The following is a 22213-nucleotide window of genomic DNA, read 5'->3' as shown; positions in this document are numbered from 1 at the left end:
GGCGAGGAGAGGTATGAAGACAGTAGCAGGCTCGATGGCCTTCATCACCGGCGGTGCGAGCGGCATCGGCCTTGGCATGGCGCGCGCGCTGGCGGCGCAGGGCGCCAGGATCGCGGTGTGCGATGTGCGCGCCGATCATCTGGCGCAGGCGGCGCAGGTCGCGGCGGACGAGGGCTGGGCGGATCGCTTTCGCGCGCTCCAGCTCGATGTGCGCGACCGGGATGCCTTCGCCGCCGCGCTGGACGAAGCCGAGGTTGCGCTTGGGCCGCTGCAAATCCTCGTCAACAATGCCGGCATCGGCATCCAGGGCCCGGTCGATGAAGCGACCTATGCGGATTGGGACTGGGCCATCGGCGTCAATCTGATGGGCGTGGTCAACGGCCTCGTTTCGGGCCTGCCGCGCATCAAGGCGCATGGGCTGGGCGGGCATATCGTCAACACCGCCTCGCAGGGGGCGATCATGCAGGCGCGCGCCACGCGCGGCGTCTACGCGCCGACCAAGGCGGCGGTCATTTCCATGACCGAGCATCTCAAGCTGGAACTGGATGCCAAGGGCAGCAGCATGGGGGGCAGCAGCATGGGAGGCGGCGCGATCGGCGCCACGGTGGTGTGCCCGGGCCCGGTGCGCACCAATATCGAGGAGACCGAGCAGCACCGCCCGGCGGAGTTTCAGGTGGATACGCCCTTCCGCCACCGGGACGAAACGGCGCCGCCCGGCGCCCTGCCGCCGACGGCGCCGGGTTTCTGGCTCGACCCACTGACCGTTGGGGAGATGACGGTGGACGCGATCCTCACCGGCAAGCTCTATGTCATCACCCACCCGGCCTTCATCGGCTCGGTGAAGGCCCGTCATGCCGGCATCGAGGCGGCGATGGCGGAGGATTATCTGCCGCGCTAAGCTCCCGCCGCGCATCGAGGCGCCACGCCGGCCGTTACCGGGCATGGCGCCAGTCAGCGCGCGGTTGAGGTCCAGACCGGCGCTCAGTGCGCCGCCTCGGCCTGACGCCGGCGAAACTCATAGGTGTCGCCTTCCTCGCCGCTCTCGTTGAGCGTCGCGCGGCGCATGTCGCGGCGATACTGGTCCGTCTCCAGCGGTGTCGCGGCATGCAGCGCATAGCGATTGTCCCAGATCACGATGTCGCCGACCGTCCACTGGTGGCGATGGATATATTTGGGCTGGGTCACATGGGCGTACAGCTCTTCCACAAAGGCATGGCCCTCATCGTCGCTCATGCCGACCACGCCCACGCAATGCCCGCCGACGAACAGTGCCTTGCGCCCTAGCGGCGCCTCACGCACCAGCGGATGGTGCACCGGCGGCATCGGCATCGCCGCCTTCATTTCCTCGGTGACCTCAAGCCCGGCATATTGGCGGCCGCGCCAGAAATCGTGGATGCCGGTCATGCCATCCACCTTGTCCTTCATTGCCTGCGGCAGATCGTCATAAGCCGCGCGCAGATCGAGGAACAGCGTGTCGCCGCCAACCTCCGAGGGCGGGCACTCCACGCCGCGCAGCATCGACCATTTGGAGGGCAGGGGGTTGAACGAGCTGTCGGCATGAAAACGCTCGGCACCCTTGGCGATGTTCGCATTGGCCGGGGTCAGCGGCTTGATATTGCCATCAGGGTCGAGATTGCCGGCCGAGAACAGCTCCGGCGCGATCCGGCCCGCCGGGCGTTTGCCGTAATTGGGCGGATATTCCAGCGGCCCGAACAGCCGGGCGAAGCGGATATGCTCCTCATCCGTGATCGGCCCCTGCCGCACGACGCAGACAATGTGCTTGTCCATCGCATCCTGCACAGCCTGGCGTAGATCCTCGGTCGGCTCGGCCTTGAGGTCCGCCCCGACGATCTCGCCGAAGAACAGGGGATGAAGCTGATTGACGGTGATCATGGGCGTCCTCTCTCGTCTCTCCCGCCTGTGCTTGCTTGAGTCTGCGGCGGTTATCGGCGCGGAGTGTGAGCCGGTTACAGGACCGAGTCAATATGGTTGGATTTTGCAATCATTGTAGGGCTTGGTGTTTCGTGCACGCCCCGTGATTCCCGCGCACGCGGGAAGCCAGCAGTAACCTCGCCATGATGCGCAGCAATGATCCATGGTTTGCCAATCCAGAAGCGCCCCTCAAAAGCCCTTCCTCTTCACAGGAGGAGAAAAAAGCAGCGCTGTGAGAGACTGATAAGTTGTCGTTTTCTCATTGGGTCCAAGACCAGAAGTAGAGAGCATTCCGCTCGTAAACAGCTCCGGTTGAACCTTCGATTATCCCATTGGACCACTGGGTTTCAGCATAGCCACTTGTCTCATTGTTGAAGGTCGTCGGCCAGAAAGTTGCGCCGCACAAATGTTGGTCTGATGGAACTGGCCGGACAATCCGATCCTTTGGATCAAAGCGCCAACGTACGAAATCGTCGGCTTCCTCAGGCGACAATTCTACCCTCATGCACATGTGATAGTCGATCGCACCGATGCGGTAGATGTCCAATGGCTTGAGCAGATAGCGGGCGGGCAAGCTCCAGCGCATCGGTTCGATGGATATAACTGCCACGATAGCCAATGCTGCGGTTAACCACAGAAGCGCCCAGCAGCGATTGAAGGATCTGACGGTCACAATGCCACTCTGCCAAACGGAAGGAATGCCGGCAATGTCGTATGGGCCGGTCGTCGACTTGATGGGCGCGTCGCAGCGCGGCGGTCTCCTCTCCGCGGGATCCTCTAAGTCAATTGGCCCTCACTGATCAAAATGATCGCCGCGATTGCTGTAGCTGCTATGCCAGTCGATCCAACGACACCAATCAGTCCGACAACGCCAAATGCGGCGTGTCCGCTTTGGAAGTCTCGATGGATTTTAACGGCGCAGTAGATGGCGTTGCAGAACAGTCCCACGAGGATCAAAGGGGCAAAGACCATTTGTGTTTCTCCGGTGGATCATTTCAAAGGCCTTTCAGTATCACTCTAGGCCAATGAAATGCAGCCCTTCGACTGGATCAGGACGAACCGGTGTTAGGGGGGGCAGCTTTTGCTTGACGCCTGACACCGCGAACCACTGTAAGGGCCGCGCTACATTCTTCCAGACAAAGTCAACCTCTCCGCTCATCCATCACCGCTTTCTCCTTGCGCCGACGCCCGCAATCCTTAGCATTCGCGCCATCGAATCCGGCGGCGTGTAGGTCGCCAGCGTCCGGGCAGTCCGCTCCCCAGAATGCGGCGGCGCCGGGCTATGAATTGAAGGAGAGAGAGCGTGGCAGGACATAATCCCGAAGGCGTGTTCGTGAAGGAGCCCGGCAAGGTCTGGATCAACGGGCAATGGCGGGCGCCTAATAGCGGGCGGTTCATCGAGCTGGTTTCGCCGAACACCGAGCAGGTCGTCGGCGCCGTGGCGGAAGCCGATGAGGCGGACATGGACGCTGCCGTTGCCGCCGCCCGCGCTGCCTTCGACCACGGTCCGTGGCCGCGCATGAGCGTTGCTGAGCGCAACGAGATCATGAAGAAGATCACCGCGCATCTGCAGAGCCGCGCGAGCGAGCTGGCCAAGGCCTGGACCGCGCAGATGGGCGGCCTCGCGAGCTTCGCGCCCGGCATGGTCGCCGGCGCAACCATGCAGTTCGATCAGACCCGCGAGGTCGGTGCCAACTTCCAATATGTCCAGCAGCGCGAGACGCAGGCCGCTGCCGCTGCCTATCTCGTCTATGAGCCGGTCGGCGTGGTCGCATCCATCGCGCCGTGGAACGGGCCTTATGGCATCATGGCCTCCAAGGTCGCCAATGCGCTCATCACGGGCTGCACGGTCATCATGAAGCCCTCGCCGGAGACGCCGCTGGAGGCCTATATCATTGCCGAGGCGTGCGAGGCGGCGGGCGTGCCGGCAGGCGTCGTCAATCTCGTCTGCGGCCATCGCGAGGCGAGCGATCACCTCGTCTGCAATCCCGGCGTGGACAAGGTGAGCTTCACCGGCTCCACCGTGGCCGGCAAGCGCATTGCCAGCGTGTGCGGCGAGCGGATCGCGCGCTGCACGCTGGAGCTGGGCGGCAAGTCCGCTGCCATCGTGCGCGACGATTTCTCCGCCGAGGAGACCGCCAAGCTGATGACGCAGACGATCAGCCTGCTCTCCGGGCAGGTCTGCGCGATGCTCAGCCGGCTGATCGTCCCGCGCGGCCGGCAGGACGAGATTGCCGACGCCATTGCGGCGGAAATGCAGAAGGTGAAGATCGGCTATTCGGACGATCCGACGACGCAGCTCGGCCCGCTCGCGATGAAGCGCCAGCTCGAGCGCGTGGAAAGCTACATCGAGGAAGGCAAGAAGACGGCCGATCTGGTGACCGGTGGCAACCGCCCCAAGCATCTCAACCAGGGCTATTTCATCGAGCCAACGCTCTTCAAGAATGTCGATAACAAGTCGAAGATCGCCCAGGAGGAAATCTTCGGCCCGGTCCTCAGCATCATCCCGGTGGATAATGAGGAGGAGGCCATCGCCGTCGCCAATGACAGCAATTACGGCCTCTCGGGCTCAGTGCTGACCAAGGATGCGCAGGCCGCGTTTGACGTCGCCCGGCGCATCCGCACCGGCGGGATCGGCCAGAATGGGCTGAAGGTCGATTGGGGCCTGCCCTTCGGCGGGTACAAGCAGTCCGGCATCGGCCGCGAGGGCGGGGTGGACGGGCTGATGGCCTATCTGGAGATCAAGGCCATGTATATGGACGCGCCGGTCAACGCGGCGTGAGCCAAAAGGGGATGAGCCGCGCGTCGTTCTATGATGCGCTGGAGGCCTATCTCGCGGCGCTGGGGCGCAAAGACCCCGGCGCCGTGAACTGGGCGCCCGACCCGTTCATCACCGAGAATAATGTCCGCCTCCAGCCGGACGATGGCCTGTGGGGCACCATCGAGCGGCTGGGCGACTATCGCCTGATGTTCGCCGACGAACAGACGCGACAGGTCGGCTATTTCGGTACGGCAGTCGAGCCGCTGGACGAGAGCGCATACACCGTGCGCCTCGGGCTCGACGAGGCGGGCCGGGTAGCGGAGGCCGAGACTATCGTGGTGCGGCAGGTGGACAGCTCGCCGGTGTTCGAAAACCAGCGCTTCTACGACAAGCCGATCCTCAACGCCACCGTTGAGGCGCCCGTCTCCCGCGCGGAAATGATCGCCTTGTCAGATGGTTATTTCGAGACCTTGCAGCGCAATGACGGGACGATCCGCACGAAATTCCACCCCGATTGCAACCGCGTCGAAAATGGCGTGCAGACCACCAACAATCCCGAGTTCGCCAAGCTGGTGCCCGTCGCCGGCCTGCCGTGCGAGGCGCAGTTCCGCACCGGCAATTACCGCTATGACGATCGCCTGCGCGGCCGCCGCTTTCCGCTGGTGGACGAGGAGCGGGGGCTGGTGCTGGCCTATGGTTTCATCGATCATTGCGGGCGGCTGGATCATTACACGCTGACCGATGGCACGCAGGTCCGCTCGCACATCCGCCGGCCGCATAGCTACTATCTCGCCGAGCTGTTCAAGATCGATCACGGCATGATCTGCCAGATCGAGGCCAATTTCATCACCGTGCCCTATCATATGCCCAGCCCGTGGGATGCCTGCCCGGAGGCGGGCGCCCACGCCGCCTGATCGTCCAAGGAGCCGCAATGTCCTTCTCGACCCTCGACCAGCCCGTGCTTGAGTTCGCCTTCGAGTGCCGCCTCATGTTCACGCGGGTCTTTGGCGTCCCCAATGTCCACAATGGCGGCTTCCGCTCGGCGGTGCTGGTGGATGAAGGGCATTTCGAGGGGCCGCGGCTGCGGGGGCGGGCGGTGCCCAATTCCGGCGGCGATTATGCCCATTTCCGCGATGACGATACCGCCGTGTTCGATGCCCGCTATCTGCTGGAAACCGACGATGGCGAGATCATCTACATGCAGAACAAGGGCTATCTCTGGGGGCGCAAGCCGGACTCCATGGCCAGGCTACGCGCCTGGGCCTTCGAGGGCGGCGAGCCGGTCGCGCATGAGGATTATTATCTGCGCGCGCAGCCGACCTTCGAGACGAGCAAGGGCAAATATGACTGGATGACCCGCCATGTCTTCGTAGGCGTGGGCGAGCGCAAGCCGGACGGCAATCTGGTGCGCTATTATGCGCTGACCTGATCCACGCGCGGTGCGCCGGGTCGTTGCCGGGGCGATTGCGTGCGACAGATGACACATTAGCTGCTAGGGCGACGCCATTAGCGCGAACCCTGCTCGCAAGCTGTCGCGATAACTGAGAGACCGTCGTGCTCCCGCTTGCCGTGTCGGGAGACGCTCATGGAAGATTTCAATCGCCTTTTGCACGATCAGCAGCGCGCGCTGATCGACGCCCAGTTCGCCGGGTGCAGCCAGCGCCATCATGCCGCGCGGGAAGCTGCCTGCTCTGTGTCCGCCCGCATCAAGGCGCATCCCTATCCCTACCGTCTGCGCTCGGCCACGGCCATGCGCGCGGTGTTCGCGCAGCAGGGGAGCCTCGCCGCATGAGTCGCGTCGTGATCCTCGCCGCGCCGGAGGCGGATGTGCTGGCTTATTGTGCCAAGGCTGGCATCGGCCTTTCGGTAGTCGAGCCACTGCCGAGCGGCCAGACCCGCGCGGTTCTCAATAACGTCCTCGATGCCGACAAGGTGCGCAAGGGCATGAAGGCGATGGTCGTCAGCGGCCCGGTCGCGCGCTCGCCGCTCTATGTGAGCCGCACGCAGTCGCCCTATCGCTAAAGCAGGTCGCCGCGCCGGTCAGCCGGGCGGCGGCGCCAGCGCGCAGGCCACGTCGGCAATCAGCCCATCGCGCAGGGTGTAGAAGATGAACTGCCACATCTCCTGCACCTCGCCGGCCTTGATCGGGAACAACCCGCCCGCGCCATTGGCATCGAGCGTCGCCCGGTCGAGGTCGCGATAGGCCTCGATGCGCACGATGGCGTCGACGGCCGTCAGGGTGTCGCTCGACGCGAAATTGAGCACCCGCACGCTCTCATGAACATGGGCGTGGAGAAAGCTGTAGAAGCGCTTCATGTCCTCGCGGGATTGCAGCGCGACGCCGAAGAAGCGCATGTCCATCGGCTCTGCGTAAAAGTCGCAGACCGCGTAATAATCCTTGGCATTGAACGCCGCGAGATAGCGCTCGTAATCGGCGCGGTTCATGCCGGTTGCGCCGCTGCCGCGCCACGGGCGGCCTCGACCAGCATCGCGCGATTTTCCTCGATCATCTGGCGGACGGAGCGGGCGGGGCGGCCGGTCAACGTCTGCACGTCATCGGTGCGCAATTCCAGATAGCCTTCGCGGATCGCGCGGCCGAAGGTGACCATATCATCGCTGTTCCAGGGAATGCCGCTCACATATTGGTCATCGACCGGGCGCCGGGGAATGCCCATGCTGTCGAAGATGGCATATTGCTGCCCGTCGTCGACGGGAATGTGCTCTACCGAACAGCCGGTGATCTGCGTGATGAGCGCGGCGACCTCGCCAAAGGTCTGCAACTCCGGCCCGGTGATGTTGTAGACCTTGTTCTCATGGCCCGGCGCGGTCATCGCGGCGACGGCACAGTCCACGCAATCGTCGCGCCAAACCATGGCTTCGCGCCCCTCGCCGGCATTGCTGAACCACTTGCCCGTGGCGAGCACATTCGGCCCGGCCATCAGGATCATGGCGTCGGCATAATGCGCGTCCCGCAGGGCCGTCCACGCCATGCCGGAGGCGCGCATGGCCTTTTCCGTCTCGATATGGTCGTGACGCACCTCTGCCGGGTTGTTCGGGTCATCGATGCCGATGAAGCTGGTGTAGAGAATATGGCGCACGCCGGCTGCCGCGGCCGCATCGATCGCCGCCTTGTGCTGGACGACGCGGGCCCCGACCCGCGTGCCGGAGATGAGCAGCATTTTTTCCGCGCCCTGCACGGCGGCGGCCAGCGTTTCGGGCTTGTCATAATCGCCGTAGCGCACCTCGCAGCCCTGTGCGGTGCGGTCCGCCAGTTTGTCCGGCGAGCGGCTGATGAGGATGAGCTGGTCTGCCAGCCCTTTCTCGATCAGCCGATCCGTGGCGGCCCGGCCATATTGGCCCGAGGCACCGGTAATGACGATCTTGCCTGACATGCGTAGCCTCTCCTTATCCGGTCATGCTTGTTGCGACCGATTCAGAGCCAGTCTAGCGATCCTGCGGGGCAGGGCAACGGCTTGCCGGGCCGGGATCGAGATCGAGGCAGCGGCCATCGATCCGGTCGGCGGGCACGGTGACGCCGATCTGCGCCGCGAGGGTCGGGAGGATATCCACCGTCTCGACTGCCTGGGGCTGTTCCATGTGCATCAGGCCCTTGCGCCAGAACAGCATCGGCACCCGGCGATCATAGCCCCACGGGCTGCCGTGGGTCGAAACATAGCCGGGCGCGGGCGTCGCGATGGGCATGATGCGCGGCTTGAGCAGAAGGACGAGATCGCCCGAGCGCTCCGGATCGTAGCTGGCCTTGGCGATCGTCGCGAGTGACCAGCTTTCCGGCGATCCGGTGGGGGCCGACGCGGCCTCGATATCCTTGCGGGTGAAGACGGCCTCGACTTGCCCGTGAGCGGCGTAGAAGGCCTTGGCCTCGGCAATGACGCGCGTACGCTGGGCGGCGGTCAGGGCGGCATTCACATAGATGTCGCCAAAGGGATTGGTGCCGAGCAGCAAGTTACCCTGCGGCACGCTGATGCCGGTGCGCGCGCTGATCGCCGCACTCACCGCGCTCGGGTACAGGGCGGGGTCCGCGCGCTCTGCGTCGGTAACGGCCTGTTCGCGCAGCCGCTCGGGAATGTCCGGCCCGCCATGGTCGGCGGTGAGCATCACCATATAATCGAGGCCGGTCGCGTCCAGCCGGTCCAGGAAGCTGGCGAGGGCATCGTCCAGCGCGAACATCTGGATGCACATTTCCGCGCCGCGATTGCCATAGCTATGGCCGATATAGTCGGTGGCTGAGAGGCCGACGATCAGCAGGTCGGTGGTGTCGCCGCGCCCGAGCTGCTGCGCCTCCAGCTGCTTGACGGCGAGCGCCAGAACGGCGGCATCGGCTTCCGGCGAGGTGCGGAAGGCGCGAACATCGCCGCCGGCGCGAGCGAAATGTCCGTCACCGACGCTGAGCGTATCGGTCAGGCGGACGGCGCGGTCGTTGGCCTTGCAGAAGGCGGGCACGTCCATCGCCGGGCGGGGCTGGTCGAAGGTCTTGCGCACGCCGGCGTTCACCTGCTCGATCAAAGGGGTGAGCGGCGTCCCCCGATAGCTGGTGAAGCCATTGCCGCCCCACCACCAGATCTGATCGACCACCGGCCCGCCCATCATGATCGCCGAGCGATCCTTGCCGGAGACGGACACCACCTTGGCCGCCGGATTCTGCGCCTTTATATAGCCCCCGAGTGTCGGCACGCGGAGCATCTTCACGGACGGGGCATAATCCCGCGAGCTCGTGCCGGGCACGTCTGGGTCTTCGGCGCAGTAGACCGTCTTGTCGGCACGGGCGATCTTCTGGTCGATCCAGTCATTGCCGATGATGCCGGTGCGGGCGGGGCGGCTACCGGTCAGGATCGTCGAGTGACCGGGGCAGGTTTCCGTGGCAGCGTGGCCCTGATAGCCATTGGGGAAGACGACGCCCTGCTGCAGGCGGGCCAGGCCGCCGGTGAAGGCGCTGCGATAGGCGCCGAACAGGTCCGTGGAAAACTGATCGACGGAGATGACCACCAGCAGCTTGGGCGGGCTCTGCGGCGCCTCAGCTGCGGGCGCAGCGGGCGCGGCTGGAGTCTGCGCGGGCTGGGCCAGCGCCGGGCCACTCAGGGCCAGCGTTGCGGCAAGGCACAGGCAAGCAGGGAAACGCATAGATTCTCCTTGGGGTCGGGGCGGCGCGCGCTTACAGAACGGCCAATGATCCGTTTCATGGCTTTTCCTGTGCGCCGGCTCAATGGCGTTTTGATGACGCTAGGGGTTCTTCTGGCAGCATTGCTGGTTGGCCCAGCCTCTTTTGCGCAATCTGCGGCCCCAGCCGATGGCGGTGCGTTCGGGCAGCGCGGGGCACCGAATATCACCGCGAGCCTTATCGCCGAGACGGACCGCCCGGCGGCCGGGAGCACCGTCACGCTCGCTATCGTGATGAAACCCAAAGCCGGCTGGCATGGCTATTGGGGCAATCCGGGCGATGCCGGGCAGGGGATGCAGGTCGCTTGGGATTTGCCGGCGGGCAGTGCCGTCAAGATAGGCGATTTCCGCTATCCCGTGCCGGACCGGCTGCTGATCGCCGGGCTGATGAACCATGTCTATGAGCATGACTATGCCGTGCTGGTCGATCTTGCGGTGCCCGCGGGCCTGTCGGCTGGCACCGTCTTGCTGGTGCGCGGCACGGCGCGCTGGCTCGCCTGCACGGACGCGATTTGCGTGCCGGAGCAGGGCGAGATCGCGACCACGCTGACCATTGGCGATGGTGCTACGACGGCAGCCTCCCGCAAGATCTTCGACGGATTTCGCGCGGCCCTCCCGCGTCCGCTCGATCAGCCCGCCCGCTATGCGATAGCCGGCGGGACGCTGAGCATCGCGGTGCCCTATCCGCAGGCGGCGCCGATGGGCGCGCCATGGTTCTTTGCGACGACACAGGAGGTCGTGCGCTACGCCCAGCCGCAGGCCGTCCGCCGTGCGGGCGACTGGCTGGTGGTCGAGGTCGCGCTGGCCGAGGGCGCATCCGTCCCCGGCGCGGTGGAAGGCGTGCTTGCGGTTTCACCCGGCGTCGCGCTCGCGATTAGCGCTGCGCCCGGTGCTGTGCCCGAGGGTGGAGAGCGACTGACGGTGGCCCCGGACGGCGCCACGACGGCCGCGCCGGCCGAGAAGACCGGGCTTGGCGCGGTCCTGCTGATCCTCGGTGGCGCCTTTCTGGGCGGACTGATCCTCAATGTGATGCCGTGCGTTTTCCCGATTCTCAGCCTCAAGGCGATCAGCCTGGCCAAGGCGGGCGGGGATGAGCGGCAGGCCCGCCGCGATGCGCTGGCTTACACCGCCGGCATTCTCGTCACCTGCCTTGCGCTGGGGGCGCTGATGCTGGCGATCCGGGCCGGGGGCACGCAGGTCGGCTGGGCCTTCCAGTTGCAGGACCCGCGCGTGATCGCGGTGCTGCTGATGCTGATGGTGGCGATTACGCTCAATCTTCTCGGCGGGTTCGAGATCGCATCGCTTTCGGTCGGGCAGGGGCGGGCCGGGCAAGGCGGACAGGCGGGCGCGTTCTGGACTGGCGCGCTGGCCGCCTTCGTGGCGACGCCCTGCACCGGGCCGTTCATGGGCGCGGCCATGGGCGCCGCGCTGGTGCTGCCCTGGCCGCTGGCTCTGGCGGTGTTCGCAGGCCTCGGCCTCGGGCTGGCCTCGCCGTTCATCGCCATTGCCTGGGTTCCGGCACTGCGCCGGCTGATGCCCCGTCCCGGCGCCTGGATGACCCGCTTTAGGCGCATCATGGCAGTGCCGATGGGGCTGACGGCGCTCGCACTGCTCTGGCTGCTCTCCCGGCAGCTTGGTGCCGGTGGCGTGGTGCTGGGCGTGCTGCTGGCGGGCGGCGTGATCCTGGCCCTCCTGCTGCTGGGGCGTCGCCAGCGCGCCGGCGCTGGCGTCAACTGGGCCTTGGGCGGACTCGTAGCCCTGCTGCTGAGCGGCGCTGCAATCGCGGCGCCTGCGCTGGTCCGTGGGGATCGCCCGGTTGCGGGCGAGGGGCTGGTGGGCGAGCCGTTCAGCGAGGCCCGGCTGGCCGCGCTGCGGGCGCAGAACAAGCCGGTTTTCCTCTATTTCACAGCCGACTGGTGCCTGACCTGTAAGGTCAATGAGGCCAATGCGATCGATACGCAGGCGGTGCGCGATGCCTTCGAGGCGGACGGAGTCACAGCGATGGTCGGCGACTGGACCAATGCCGACCCGGCGATCAGTCGCTTCCTCGAAGCACATGGCCGCTCGGGCGTGCCGCTCTATCTCTTCTACGCACCCGGCGCCGCGACGCCGCAGGTCCTCCCGCAAGTGCTGACATCCGGCACGCTCACCGCTTTGGCGAAACGTTGAGCATGGCCAAGAAGCGCCTCGATCAATTGCTCGTCGAGCGCGGCCTTGCCGAGAGCCGCACCCGCGCGCAGGCGCTCATCATGAGCGGCAATGTGCTGGTCGGCGACAAGCCTGTGGACAAGGCAGGGCAGGCGGTGCCGGAGGAGGCGGAGATCGTCCTCAAGGGGCGGGATCACCCCTGGGTCTCGCGTGGCGGCCTCAAGCTGGCGCACGCGCTGGAGGCGTTTGGCATCGATGTGACCGGGCTGGTGGCAATGGACGTCGGCAGCTCGACGGGCGGCTTTACGGACGTGCTGCTGACCAACGGCGCGGCGCGGGTCTATGCGATCGACAGCGGTACCAACCAGCTTGCCTGGAAGCTGCGGCAAGACTCTCGCGTCATCGTCCACGAGCAGACCAGCGCGCGCATTCTGACGGCCGCGCATGTGCCGGAGCCGGTCGACATCATCGTCTGCGATGCCAGCTTCATCAGCCTTGCCAAGGTGCTGGAGCGCCCGTTGACGTTCGCGGCACCCGCCGCCCGGCTCGTCGCGCTCATCAAGCCGCAGTTCGAGGCGGGGCGCGAAGAGGTCGGCAAGGGCGGCGTGGTGCGCGATCCGGAGGTCCACGCCCGCGTCTGCGCGGAGGTGGAGGCCTGGCTGGCCGCGCAACCGGGATGGCAGGTCACCGGCCTCACCACCAGCCCGATCACCGGGCCGGAGGGCAATGTGGAGTTCCTGATTGCCGGCGCACGCGTGCCAGGATGAAGCAGGCGCGATCCTCTCCCGTGCAATCGGCATGCGGGAAGGGCTGGCGCGGCGCAACGCCATCGTTAAAGTCATGTCAACGCTGTGGGGATTCGGCATGAAGTGGGAGTGCGCGTGAACCAGATTGCATCGCGAAGTCAGTTGCGGATGTCCTTCCTCCGCTGGGCGCTTGTCACCATCCCCGCCATCGAGTTTCTCGGCTTTGTGTCGGGCTATCTGTCCAACAGCGGTTATGACAATCGCTGGTTCGATGCGCTGAGCAAACCGGCATTGGTGCCGCCCGGCTGGGTGTTCGGCACGGTGTGGCCCACCCTCTATCTGCTCATGGCCCTGGCGCTGGCGATGATCCTGCACGCGCGCGGCGCGAGGGGGCGGGGGCTCGCCATCACGCTCTTCATCGTCCAGCTCTGCATCAACCTCGTCTGGTCGCCCTTGTTCTTCGGCGCGCATCAGGCGACTTTGGCCTTCTATCTGATCCTCGTCATTCTCGTGCTGGCCACGATCACCACCATCCTCTTCGGGCGGATTCGGTCTGTCGCGGCCTGGCTGATGGTGCCTTATCTTTGCTGGTTGGGCTTTGCGAGCGGGCTCGCCTTCGATATCGACCGGATGAACCCGGATGCCGAAACCCTTGTTCCGGCCGCCGTGCGTACCCAAATCTAGGCGATGGCCGCCATCAGCGGCGGCGAAGGATCAGACCCATGCAAAGTGAAAACCGCTTTTTCGACGACCTGTCCAAGATCATCAACGGCGCGGCCGGGACCGTGGCTGGGGTGGGGCGCGAGTTTGAGAGCAACGCCCGGGAGCGCGCGCGCGAGTGGATCGGCGGGCTCGATTTCGTAAGCCGCGAAGAGTTCGAGGCGGTCAAGGCCATGGCGGCGCAGGCGCGTGAGCAGGTCGAAGCGCTCGAGGCGCGGCTGGCTGTATTGGAGGGCGGTGCATCGAAGGCCGGCAAGCCGTCGGACAAGGCCGCAAGCTGAGTTTTCGAACAGCTATCCCGGATTTATCCACAACTTATTCACAGCAACATATCGCATTGCGGACAGGTTGGGCGCGGCTTCGCCGCCGCCCGCCTTTCCGGTTGCGCTGTGTCGTGCTACGAAGGGCTGTCCAGCAGGGGCAGGACGGCGCTGGCCGTTACAGGAAGTGGACTGACGGTTTTTGAGTATGATCGACCGGGATGAATTTACAGGCGGCGAGCAGGAAGCCGAGCCGATCGACATGCTGGCGGCCTATTTTGAGGCGCATGACTGGCCCTTCGAGCATGTCGGCGAGGACGAGCTTGTTGCGCGGCATCGTGGCAGCTGGACCGAATATGAGGTTCGGGCGATCTGGCGCGACGATGACATGGTGCTGCAGCTTCTCGTGCTGCCGGACATTCGCGTCGCCGATGATAAGCGCCTGGCGATCTGCGAAACCATCGCCCTCATCAACGAGCAGCTTTGGCTCGGCCATTTCGAGCTGTGGTCGGCGAGTAGCACGCTGCTGTTCCGTCATGGCGCCTTGCTCGGCCCCAGCGGATCGCTGACGCTCGATCAGGCGCAGTTGCTGGTGGAAAGCGCAATCGACGAGTGCGAGCGCTTCTACCCCGTCTTCCAGTTCGTGCTGTGGGGCGGAAAAAATCCCGCTGAGGCCATGGCCGCCAGCTTGATCGAGACGCATGGCGAAGCCTGAGGCTGGCCCGATGTGGCCTTCGCACCTTCTTCTGCTGGGTTGCGGCAACATGGCCGGAGCCATGCTGCTGCGCTGGCTCGACGAGGGCCTGCCCGCCGAGTGGGTGACGGTGGTGCGCCCCAGCGGCAAGGCGGTCGCGCCGGGCGTGCGGGTGCTGACAGCGCTCGAAGGGCCGGTCGAGGGTGACACGCTGGTAATGCTCGGCTGCAAGCCGCAGCAACTGGCGGACGTTGCCGGGACAACGGCACCGCTTCTTGGGCCTGAGACGAGACTGCTTTCGATCCTCGCGGGCGTACCGATCGCGCGCATTCGGGATGCTTTCCCGGCCGTCCAGTCGATTGTCCGCTGCATGCCCAATCTGCCCGTCCGGGTCGGCAAGGGTGTCAGCATTCTCAAGGTGGAAGACGCAGCTGACGGACGGGCGCGCGATCTGATCGATGCCATGTGCAGTCGCCTCGGTCTGGTCGAATGGCTGGACGATGAGCAACTGTTCGATGCCGCGACAGCGCTCGCAGGCTGCGGCCCGGCCTTCGTCTATCGCTTCATCGATGCGTTGGCTACCGCTGGCGCCGAACTTGGCCTCGCGCCGGATGCGGCCGCGCGCATGGCGCTCAAGACCGTGGAAGGCGCCGCGTTGAGCGCCGCGGCGGCGGATCGCCCGCCCGCCGATCTGGCGGATGCGGTCGCCAGCAAGGGCGGCATGACCCGCGAAGGGCTGGACGTGCTGGATCGGCCCGATGGCCTTGCCCCGCTCGTCATGGAGACGCTGAAGGCTGCGCGGGACCGGGGTGCAGTTCTCGCTGCCTTGTCCAGCAAGGCCAGCTGAACCGTCAGCGCGAGATTTGCAGGGCGGCGACCAGTCGCTGCGTTTCAGGATCGAGCAGGCTTTCCAGCACCCGCCAAAAGCCGGTGACGGACGATTGCCCCGCTACCGAATAGGCCGCCGCGAACCGTTCGCGCACGGCATCGAACAACGCCTGCTCGATAGCCTGCCCGGCAGGCGTCAGTTTCAGCAGCTTCTGCCGGCGGTCGCGGTCGCCCTTGTGGACGGCGAGTAACTCGCGCTCAATCAGCTCATCGAGCACGCGCCCCAGCGACTGCTTGGTCACGCCCAGCAGCGCGATGAGCGCCGACACACTGAGATTGGGCCGCCGCGCGATGAAGTAGAGCGCCCGTTGATGCGCGCGGCCGAGCCGATGCTCATCCAGAATCGGGTCCATAGCCTGTGCGAACGCCATATGACCAAATTGCAGGAGCTCGATGCCGCGACGGATTTCCTCCTCGCGCAGGAACAGGGGCGAGGCTGCGGGACTGGATGGGGCGTTGCTCATGCGGCGTTTCATAAGGCCTGTGGGCAGGCGATGGAACTTCGTTCCGCAGCCCGATTACCCCTTTCGCAAGCAAGGCGCACAGGGGGAGCATATTCGCCTAAAGAGATCGCCAAACCACCGTTTCTCCGGCTTGGCATTTGCGCCCGGCCCTGTATATGGGCCGCTCGCAGCGCGCGATGCTGGGGCGTAGCCAAGCGGTAAGGCAGCGGTTTTTGGTACCGCCATGCGGAGGTTCGAATCCTCCCGCCCCAGCCATATTTTCCAGATCAGTTCATATGTGAAGCGCCGAAGTGGCAGGCGAACGCTGCGCCAGCGTCGTCACGCCGCGCAAACGCTCCGCCGAAAGCTCAGGCCCGCAGCGCGGCCATGGCGAGCGCGATGGCGCCCATTGGGCCGGCTTCGTCGCCGAGGCCTGCGAGGCACAGACGTTGCTCGACCGTCTCCTGCGTGAGGAAGGGCAGGTAGCCCGCCAGATCCCGCAGCAATGTGGCGTGCACGGCTGGCAGGAGCGCAGCGCGGCTGGTAGCGACGGTGCCGCCAAGCAGGATGCGCTCGGCGGCCGTGGTGAGGAACAGCGTAGCGGCGAGTTGCGCGAGGTCTGACGCCACGAAACTCCAGCGCGGATCGTCATCGGCGACATGCTCGGGACTCGTGCCGAAGCGGGCGGCGAGGGCGGGGCCGCTCACCAGTCCTTCGATGCAGTCGCCATGGAAGGGGCAGGCACCGGCAAAGCTGTCGCCTGCCGCACGCCGCACATGGATGTGGCCGATTTCCGGGTGCATGGCGCCGTGCACCGGCTTGCCGTCAACGAGCAGACCGCCGCCGAGCCCGGTGCCGATGGTGATGTACCAGAAGCAATCGAGATCGCGGCCGGCGCCCCAGCGATGCTCGGCCAGGGCCGCGCCGTTGACATCCGTATCGATGGCCATCGGGCAATCGAGGCCGCTTGTCAGCCCCCCGGCAATGTCGGCGCCCGCCCAGCCGGGCTTGGGGGTGGGCAGCATATGGCCGAAATTATCGGATTTGCGGGACAAAGCGATGGGGCCGAAGGACGCGATGCCGATCGCGGCGATTGGCGCATCGGCGTGCCAGGCGCGCAATTGCGCGTTGGCGGCGGCCAAGGTCTCGTCCGGCTGGGTGGTCGGAATGCGAACCCGCTCGACGATGCGATCATTCTGCGCAAGCAGGACGAAGGTCTTCGTCCCACCCAGCTCGACCCCGGCAAGGCGCGTGCTCGACATGGCTCAGTCGATAATCCGCGTCGTCTCGCCATCCAAGGCGAGACGAAGGAACGGCGCGAAGGTGCCGGCAAAGCGCTTAGCACCCTCGGCAGCCTCGCCACGGCCCCAATCGTCCGCGAAGGCCGTGACGGAGAGATCGGGCAGCACCAGCCAACTATAGGCCTGGCGCGGCGCTTCCGGCGGGTTGGCGATGACGAGGCCCGAACCGTTCAACGGTTTCCACCCGTGCGTGATCTGCTCGGACACCATGCCGTAGAGACCGGTTGGGGCGCGGGGGGCTTCCGGGTTGAACACATGGGTCTGTGTGGACCAGAATAGATAGTAAAGTCCATTGGCCAGCACGATGTGCGGCCGCTCCAGCTCATTGTTGAGGCCATCGGCGCTGATGATCGGCGCGGTCACCTCCCATTGGCCGAGGGCATCGGGCTTGGCCCGCGCTGCGCCGATCACGCCATTATAGGCAGACTGAGAGGTTGCCAGCGAGCCGGTGAACAGGAGCCAATGCTCGCCGGTCGCCGGGTCGAGCAGATAGCCGGGATCGCGAAAGGCCTTGATGGTGCCAAGGCCGCCGCCAGCGGACAGCGGATCGGCATAAAAGCGCGGGTCACGCGGGAAGGATTCGCGGAGGTTGCGGCAGTTCTCGATCGACCAGTCGCCATCCTTGCCGACCAGATCGGCCTCGAGCTCGAACAGGCGTTGCTCGAAGCTGAGTTCCCTCTCGCCGCGAAAGCCGGCGGCAGTGAAATAGAGCGTCAACCGGCGCCCGTCATTCTCCACATAGGCCGAGCCGGACCATTCCCGGCTGCCGGGCGAAAAGCCATCGGGCATGACCGGGCCATAATGCCGCCAATCCTCGCCCCGGCGCTCGAACAAATGGATGCGGGCGTGGCCGTGACGGTCATCGGGGTCGGCGAACCAGGGGGAAGCGAGTGCCATCCACAGATCGGCCGGCGCCGGCGAACCGTCGCGCTGCAGGATGGGCCAGGCGTCCCACACGCAGACATCGTCACTGATCGGCGCCACATCGGCCTCGCCAATGAGCGGCGCCACGCAGGATGGAGTCAGTTTGAGGTGATTAAGCTGTTCGACCGTCCAGCGGGTCGTGCTGATATCGTTCATGGAGAGCCAGTTAGGTCAGAGAAAGGAGAGGGCGCGAGTGCGCAGGAGGCCGGTGCAGGCGATGTCCGGAAAGAAGGCGTTCGCAACTGTGTTGCAAGGCCATTGACCCCTTGCGCCATGCTGCAAATATGCGCGCGATTGCGCCTGAATTTCGATCATTGTCCCCGTTCCTCAAGTCCTCGCAACCAATACGCCATTGGCAATCGATTACAACCATTTTGGAATAGGGCTGTCGCAGCGGAAAATCGGTCCGTCAGGTGGAGCCGCGCACCACCAGAGCGGGGTTGAGAATGATCGAACCGGTCTGTCGGCCCTCGATGCGCTTGAGCAGGCAATCGACCATCTGCGTGGCGCCGCTGGCGATATCCTGGTGGATCGTGGTCAGCGGCGGCACGATGCTTTGCGCAATCGGGAGGTCATCGAAGCCGACGATTCGCACATCGTCGGGGATCGACATGCCCCGGCTGATGACGGTCTGGACGGCGGCGAGGGCAATCATGTCCGAGGCCGCAAAAATGCCGTCGGGCAATTGATCCACCTGGTCGAGATAGGCGTTGATGTCCGGCGCGCTGAGTTCCGGCGCGAGGTGGGTCGGCACTTCGGTCAGCATCACCTCAGCCGCGTGATCCTGCTGCACGGCGCGCGCGCCCTGTAAGCGCTGGGCGATCTCGATGGCGCGGGGATTGCCGAGGAACGCCACGCGCTTGCAACCGCGCTCGATCAGGTGGCGCATTGCCATCTGGCCGCCGAGGAAATTGTCCGTGCCGACCGAGCAATGGCTCTGCCCTTGGGTGAAGGCGCCCCAGGCGACCATCGGCAGATAATGACCGGCGGCGGCATTAAGGACCGCGGACTGGTCGGACTGGCCGATGATGATGAGGCCATCCACCCGCGCGGTCTTGATGATGCCCTCCAGCCAGTCGTCCCGGTCCGGAATGACCCGCGAAAGCATCAGGTCGAAACCGCGCTCGGTGAGTTCATCGGCCAGGAAACCGATGATCGTCATGAAGAAGGGGTCGGAGATATGCTGGGCGCGCTCATGGCCAAGCGGGATGACCACGCCGATCGCCCCGGTCTTGCGCGTGCGCAGGTTGCGGGCCAGTGGGCTCGGCTGAAAACCATGTTGTTGCGCCAGCTTGCGGATGCGCTCGGCAGTCTCGGAATTGACCACGGCCTTGCCGGCCAGCGCACGGGAGACGGTCGCGGCGGAGACACCGGCGAGCTCTGCCAGATCGTAGATTGTCCGAACCTGCTTGGGTTTCAACGCTCCTGTGTCCTCTCGCATTCAAGGGCCAATCAAATGGCATCTCTAGGGCGCAGGCGGGTTTTGCCAAAGCATTTTTCCGGCGCGGGCCGCAGCGTCCGCGCCGGGAGGGCCCGTCAGGCGGTCGGGCCGGTGTCGCCGATGATGACGTCCTTGCGGTAATCGGCACTGTTGCGCTCGGCCAGGCGGCTCGCAAACGGCTGCTTGCGCCAGTTCCAGATGCACTGGATGGCAAGGCCGGTCGCCATCAGCGCACCGAGCGCGATGCTGTAGCGCGCGTCGCCGAGCCCGTCGCCGATCAGCGCCATCGCAAGCGGGGCGATGACAGCGCTGAGGCAGGTGAAGAACAGCAGCAGCCCTGCAACCGAGCCGTGGCGCGCTTTCTCGAAGCAACTGATGCCGGTCGAGTTGATCGTGGGGTAAAGCACGGACATGAACAGGCCGGTGGCGGGCAGGGCGTAGATGGCGACGCCCCGATCCCCCAGCACGGCGATCCAGAACAGGATCGTCATTGCGACGGTGCACACGGCGAGCACGGCGGTCCAGTCATAACGGGCCAGCAGCCACACGCCGAGGAAACGTCCGGCAGCGCGCAGAACGAAGAAGATCGAGACGGCATAGACCGCGAGCCACGCGTTCGAGCCCTCGTAACTGGCGAGGAATGTCGGCGTCCACACGTAGATCGCGGCTTCCGCGCCCACATACAGCATCAGGGCGGCGGCGAAGAACATGGCGGTGGGATCGGTCATCATCCGGGCGGCATCGCGCGGATCGGCAGGCTTCTCATCCGCCCGCACCGGGGTCGGGAAGCGTGCGCCGAATGCGCCCAGCACGAGCAGGGCGCAGATGCCGGCGGCGAGGAAGTAGACCCACTTCCAGCTCAACCCTTCCTGCAGCGACCAGGCAACGACGGCCGGGCCGACAATCGCGCCGGCACCGAAGAAGCCCTCGACCAGATTCATGATCGTCGAATGCTCGCGCGTCGAGCGGGAGATGTCGCCGATCAGCGCGAGCGCGCCGGCCTTGAAGATGCCGATGCCGATGCCGGAGATGAACAGCAAAGCGACGAAAAACAGGAAGTCGTGTCCGGCGGCGAAGGCGACAGAACTGAGGCCAAAGAGGGCGAGGCCAATCAGGATTGTCGCCTTGCGTCCGATGCGGTCTGCCAGGAAACCCAGCGAAATGGCCGAAATGGCGATGCCAGACATTGTCGCATATTGGAACGATCCCGCTGCCGTCATGCCCAGATTGAACTCGCGGATGATCTGCGGAATCACCGTGCCGACCGAATCGGTGGTCATCGCGAACATCGCGAACATCAGGAAGACCAGCCATTTCAGCAGGGCCGATGCGTTGCTCGGCTGGATGTGGGGGCGTTCCGTCACTTCGCGATCCTCTCGGCCTTATCATTCCATGGCAGGGTCGGTCGAACCGGACTGCCTGCAGACTATCACTCCGCAGAAAGGCGGCGGATGAGGGCATGGCTGTAATCGATTGCTTTCGCAATGTCGATTGGCTCAATGTCGGCAGATTGAGGGGGCGACCGCCACTCGCCGGACGGCTTGCAATGCAATCGATTACCGCTAGTGTCTGCGGCGATGTGAACATAAGCCGGCTGAGCGGCGACGATGATGGGACAGGACTGATGGCGAAGGACGACGGCGCACTGGATCGCAGGGGCTTTCTGGCGGCAGCGGGCATCGCGGCAGCCGTGGCCGGCGTAGCAAGCGCGCCGAAGGCCGCTGCCCAGCCGCCAGCAGGAATGCCGCCTCGCGTCATTCCGCCTTCCTGGACTGCCGCGCCGACCATCGACCTGTGGATAGGCGCGCCGCCCGAAAGCGGCTTTTCGGCACGTTCTCTGCCGATGGACAAGGCGCCTCCGGTCTTCATGCACAATGTCGACAAGCCCTATCTGCGCGTCTTCCGACCGGCCAAGTCCAATGGCCGCGCGGTGCTGGTCATTCCCGGGGGTGCCTACATCTTCATTTCCATCGATAATGAAGGGGCGGAGGTCGGGCAGGCGCTTGCAGCGCAGGGCTATACCGTCTTCGTCCTCGTCCACCGGCTGCCGGGGGAGGGCTGGACGAACCGGTTCGACGTGCCACTGCAGGATGCCCAGCGGGCCATGCGGCTCATCAAGTCGATGGCCGGGACCTATGGCATCGATCCTGATCAGGTGTCGGTGCTCGGCTTCTCGGCCGGCGGGCATCTGGCGGCGACGCTCATCACCGATTTCGCGCAGCCGGTTTACGCCCCGCGCGATGCCATCGACCGGCTCGATGCGAGGCCGCGCACTGCCGGGCTGATCTATCCGGTCATCAGCATGCGCATGCCGGATACCCACGCGGATTCGCGCAAATATCTGCTGGGCGAGAAGCCCGATCCCGCATTGGTCGCCCGGCGCTCGCCGGCCGCCCATGTCGGGTCGCAGACGCCGCCCACGTTCTTGATGCACGCGCTCGACGATCCGGCGGTGCCGCCGTCGAACAGTCTGGAGATGCTGCAGGCGCTGCGTGTCGCAGGGCGGCCGGTGGAGGCGCATTTCTTTGAGGAAGGCGGCCACGGCTTCGGGCTGGGCTGGCCGCAACTGCCGGTCCGCCAGTGGCTGGGGCTTTTCGTGGCCTTTCTGGATCGGCACGCCCGGCCGGAGGGGTGAGGAAGGCTCACAGTTTGGCCCCTCTTCTTCAGAGGAGGGGAACGGGGCTGGCGGGCTAAAAGACTGCGATGAGGCGCGCAATAAAATGCGTCCGGACACCACCATTCTCCCGCCAGACCTTGGCGGTGCGTACCGCTTTTGATAT

At 65.3% G+C, this 22213-nt stretch carries 23 protein-coding genes and 1 tRNA gene; 14 read left to right on the top strand and 10 right to left on the bottom strand.

Annotated features, from left to right (window positions below; all coding sequences use genetic code 11):
* Nucleotides 1–13: 13 nt before the first annotated feature.
* On the top strand, nt 14–898 hold the full coding sequence (locus M2342_RS11965) for an SDR family NAD(P)-dependent oxidoreductase (RefSeq protein WP_264579249.1): 885 nt from the start codon (nt 14–16) through the stop codon (nt 896–898).
* A gap of 83 nt (nt 899–981) precedes the next feature.
* On the opposite strand, the gene M2342_RS11960 is transcribed toward M2342_RS11965, so the two are convergent.
* Nucleotides 982–1893 carry a TauD/TfdA dioxygenase family protein gene (locus M2342_RS11960; RefSeq protein WP_264572472.1) on the bottom strand — a complete coding sequence of 304 codons (912 nt, stop codon included), beginning with the start codon at nt 1891–1893 and terminating at the stop codon, nt 982–984.
* Nucleotides 1894–2191: 298 nt separating this feature from the next.
* Nucleotides 2192–2605, bottom strand: coding sequence for a hypothetical protein (locus M2342_RS11955; protein ID WP_264579248.1), 414 nt, complete (start codon nt 2603–2605; stop codon nt 2192–2194).
* A gap of 630 nt (nt 2606–3235) precedes the next feature.
* On the opposite strand from M2342_RS11955, the gene M2342_RS11950 reads away from it, so the two are divergent.
* The 5 genes from M2342_RS11950 to M2342_RS11930 all read left to right on the top strand — a co-directional run bounded on the left by M2342_RS11950 (nt 3236) and on the right by M2342_RS11930 (nt 6715).
* Nucleotides 3236–4714, top strand: coding sequence for an aldehyde dehydrogenase (locus tag M2342_RS11950; protein WP_264579247.1), 1479 nt, complete (start codon nt 3236–3238; stop codon nt 4712–4714).
* An 11-nt stretch (nt 4715–4725) separates the two neighbouring features.
* A complete protein-coding gene (locus M2342_RS11945) occupies nt 4726–5607 on the top strand; it encodes a hypothetical protein (RefSeq protein ID WP_264579246.1) in 882 nt (293 codons plus the stop codon).
* 17 nt (nt 5608–5624) lie between these two features.
* Nucleotides 5625–6122, top strand: coding sequence for a DUF3237 domain-containing protein (locus M2342_RS11940; protein ID WP_181559250.1), 498 nt, complete (start codon nt 5625–5627; stop codon nt 6120–6122).
* 156 nt (nt 6123–6278) lie between these two features.
* Nucleotides 6279–6485, top strand: a complete 207-nt coding sequence (locus M2342_RS11935) for a hypothetical protein (protein WP_264572475.1) — start codon at nt 6279–6281, stop codon at nt 6483–6485.
* A complete protein-coding gene (locus M2342_RS11930; RefSeq protein WP_264579245.1) occupies nt 6482–6715 on the top strand; it encodes a hypothetical protein in 234 nt (77 codons plus the stop codon). The genes M2342_RS11935 and M2342_RS11930 overlap by 4 nt, the downstream gene beginning before the upstream one ends.
* 18 nt (nt 6716–6733) lie before the next feature.
* Here M2342_RS11930 and M2342_RS11925 read toward each other — a convergent pair whose 3' ends face one another.
* Genes M2342_RS11925 through M2342_RS11915 form a run of 3 tightly spaced genes read right to left on the bottom strand, consistent with a single transcriptional unit; the run spans nt 6734 to nt 9832 of the window.
* Nucleotides 6734–7138, bottom strand: a complete 405-nt coding sequence (locus tag M2342_RS11925; RefSeq protein ID WP_264579244.1) for a nuclear transport factor 2 family protein — start codon at nt 7136–7138, stop codon at nt 6734–6736.
* The gene (locus tag M2342_RS11920; RefSeq protein ID WP_264579243.1) at nt 7135–8085 is read right to left on the bottom strand and encodes an SDR family oxidoreductase; all 951 of its coding nucleotides are present in this window, start codon (nt 8083–8085) and stop codon (nt 7135–7137) included. The genes M2342_RS11925 and M2342_RS11920 overlap by 4 nt, the downstream gene beginning before the upstream one ends.
* Before the next feature lie 52 nt (nt 8086–8137).
* The gene (locus M2342_RS11915; protein WP_264579242.1) at nt 8138–9832 is read right to left on the bottom strand and encodes an alkaline phosphatase family protein; all 1695 of its coding nucleotides are present in this window, start codon (nt 9830–9832) and stop codon (nt 8138–8140) included.
* A 57-nt stretch (nt 9833–9889) separates the two neighbouring features.
* Between M2342_RS11915 and M2342_RS11910 the strand changes: the two genes are divergently transcribed.
* The 6 genes from M2342_RS11910 to M2342_RS11885 all read left to right on the top strand — a co-directional run bounded on the left by M2342_RS11910 (nt 9890) and on the right by M2342_RS11885 (nt 15283).
* Nucleotides 9890–12037 carry a protein-disulfide reductase DsbD family protein gene (locus tag M2342_RS11910; protein WP_264579241.1) on the top strand — a complete coding sequence of 716 codons (2148 nt, stop codon included), beginning with the start codon at nt 9890–9892 and terminating at the stop codon, nt 12035–12037.
* A 2-nt stretch (nt 12038–12039) separates the two neighbouring features.
* Nucleotides 12040–12783, top strand: coding sequence for a TlyA family RNA methyltransferase (locus M2342_RS11905; protein WP_264579240.1), 744 nt, complete (start codon nt 12040–12042; stop codon nt 12781–12783).
* A 114-nt stretch (nt 12784–12897) separates the two neighbouring features.
* Entirely contained in the window at nt 12898–13446 is a 549-nt protein-coding gene (locus M2342_RS11900; protein ID WP_264569944.1) for a TspO/MBR family protein, read from the top strand.
* A gap of 38 nt (nt 13447–13484) precedes the next feature.
* Nucleotides 13485–13763, top strand: coding sequence for an accessory factor UbiK family protein (locus M2342_RS11895; protein WP_264579239.1), 279 nt, complete (start codon nt 13485–13487; stop codon nt 13761–13763).
* 187 nt (nt 13764–13950) lie between these two features.
* Nucleotides 13951–14457, top strand: a complete 507-nt coding sequence (locus M2342_RS11890) for a YbjN domain-containing protein (RefSeq protein ID WP_181559260.1) — start codon at nt 13951–13953, stop codon at nt 14455–14457.
* On the top strand, nt 14444–15283 hold the full coding sequence (locus tag M2342_RS11885; protein ID WP_264579238.1) for a pyrroline-5-carboxylate reductase family protein: 840 nt from the start codon (nt 14444–14446) through the stop codon (nt 15281–15283). The genes M2342_RS11890 and M2342_RS11885 overlap by 14 nt, the downstream gene beginning before the upstream one ends.
* A 4-nt stretch (nt 15284–15287) precedes the next feature.
* Here M2342_RS11885 and M2342_RS11880 read toward each other — a convergent pair whose 3' ends face one another.
* The gene (locus M2342_RS11880) at nt 15288–15788 is read right to left on the bottom strand and encodes a MarR family winged helix-turn-helix transcriptional regulator (RefSeq protein WP_264579237.1); all 501 of its coding nucleotides are present in this window, start codon (nt 15786–15788) and stop codon (nt 15288–15290) included.
* Between the two features lie 180 nt (nt 15789–15968).
* Here M2342_RS11880 and M2342_RS11875 point away from each other — a divergent pair.
* Nucleotides 15969–16043, top strand: a tRNA-Gln gene (locus M2342_RS11875).
* 92 nt (nt 16044–16135) lie between these two features.
* Here the strand turns inward: M2342_RS11875 and M2342_RS11870 are convergent.
* The 4 genes from M2342_RS11870 to M2342_RS11855 form a co-directional block, all read right to left on the bottom strand.
* The gene (locus M2342_RS11870) at nt 16136–17029 is read right to left on the bottom strand and encodes an ROK family protein (protein WP_264579236.1); all 894 of its coding nucleotides are present in this window, start codon (nt 17027–17029) and stop codon (nt 16136–16138) included.
* A gap of 3 nt (nt 17030–17032) precedes the next feature.
* The gene (locus M2342_RS11865; protein ID WP_264579235.1) at nt 17033–18148 is read right to left on the bottom strand and encodes a glycoside hydrolase family 68 protein; all 1116 of its coding nucleotides are present in this window, start codon (nt 18146–18148) and stop codon (nt 17033–17035) included.
* Nucleotides 18149–18401: 253 nt separating this feature from the next.
* Nucleotides 18402–19412 (bottom strand): LacI family DNA-binding transcriptional regulator, encoded by a 1011-nt coding sequence (locus M2342_RS11860; RefSeq protein ID WP_264569950.1) that lies wholly within the window; start codon nt 19410–19412, stop codon nt 18402–18404.
* Between the two features lie 116 nt (nt 19413–19528).
* Nucleotides 19529–20797, bottom strand: coding sequence for an MFS transporter (locus tag M2342_RS11855; protein WP_264579234.1), 1269 nt, complete (start codon nt 20795–20797; stop codon nt 19529–19531).
* A gap of 260 nt (nt 20798–21057) precedes the next feature.
* Here M2342_RS11855 and M2342_RS11850 point away from each other — a divergent pair, with 260 nt between their 5' ends.
* On the top strand, nt 21058–22068 hold the full coding sequence (locus tag M2342_RS11850; RefSeq protein WP_264579233.1) for an alpha/beta hydrolase: 1011 nt from the start codon (nt 21058–21060) through the stop codon (nt 22066–22068).
* Nucleotides 22069–22213 lie beyond the last annotated feature (145 nt).

The organism is Sphingobium sp. B8D3A (assembly GCF_025961995.1).
Taxonomy (GTDB): Bacteria; Pseudomonadota; Alphaproteobacteria; order Sphingomonadales; family Sphingomonadaceae; genus Sphingobium.
This window is presented reverse-complemented; position numbering and strand designations above follow the sequence as displayed.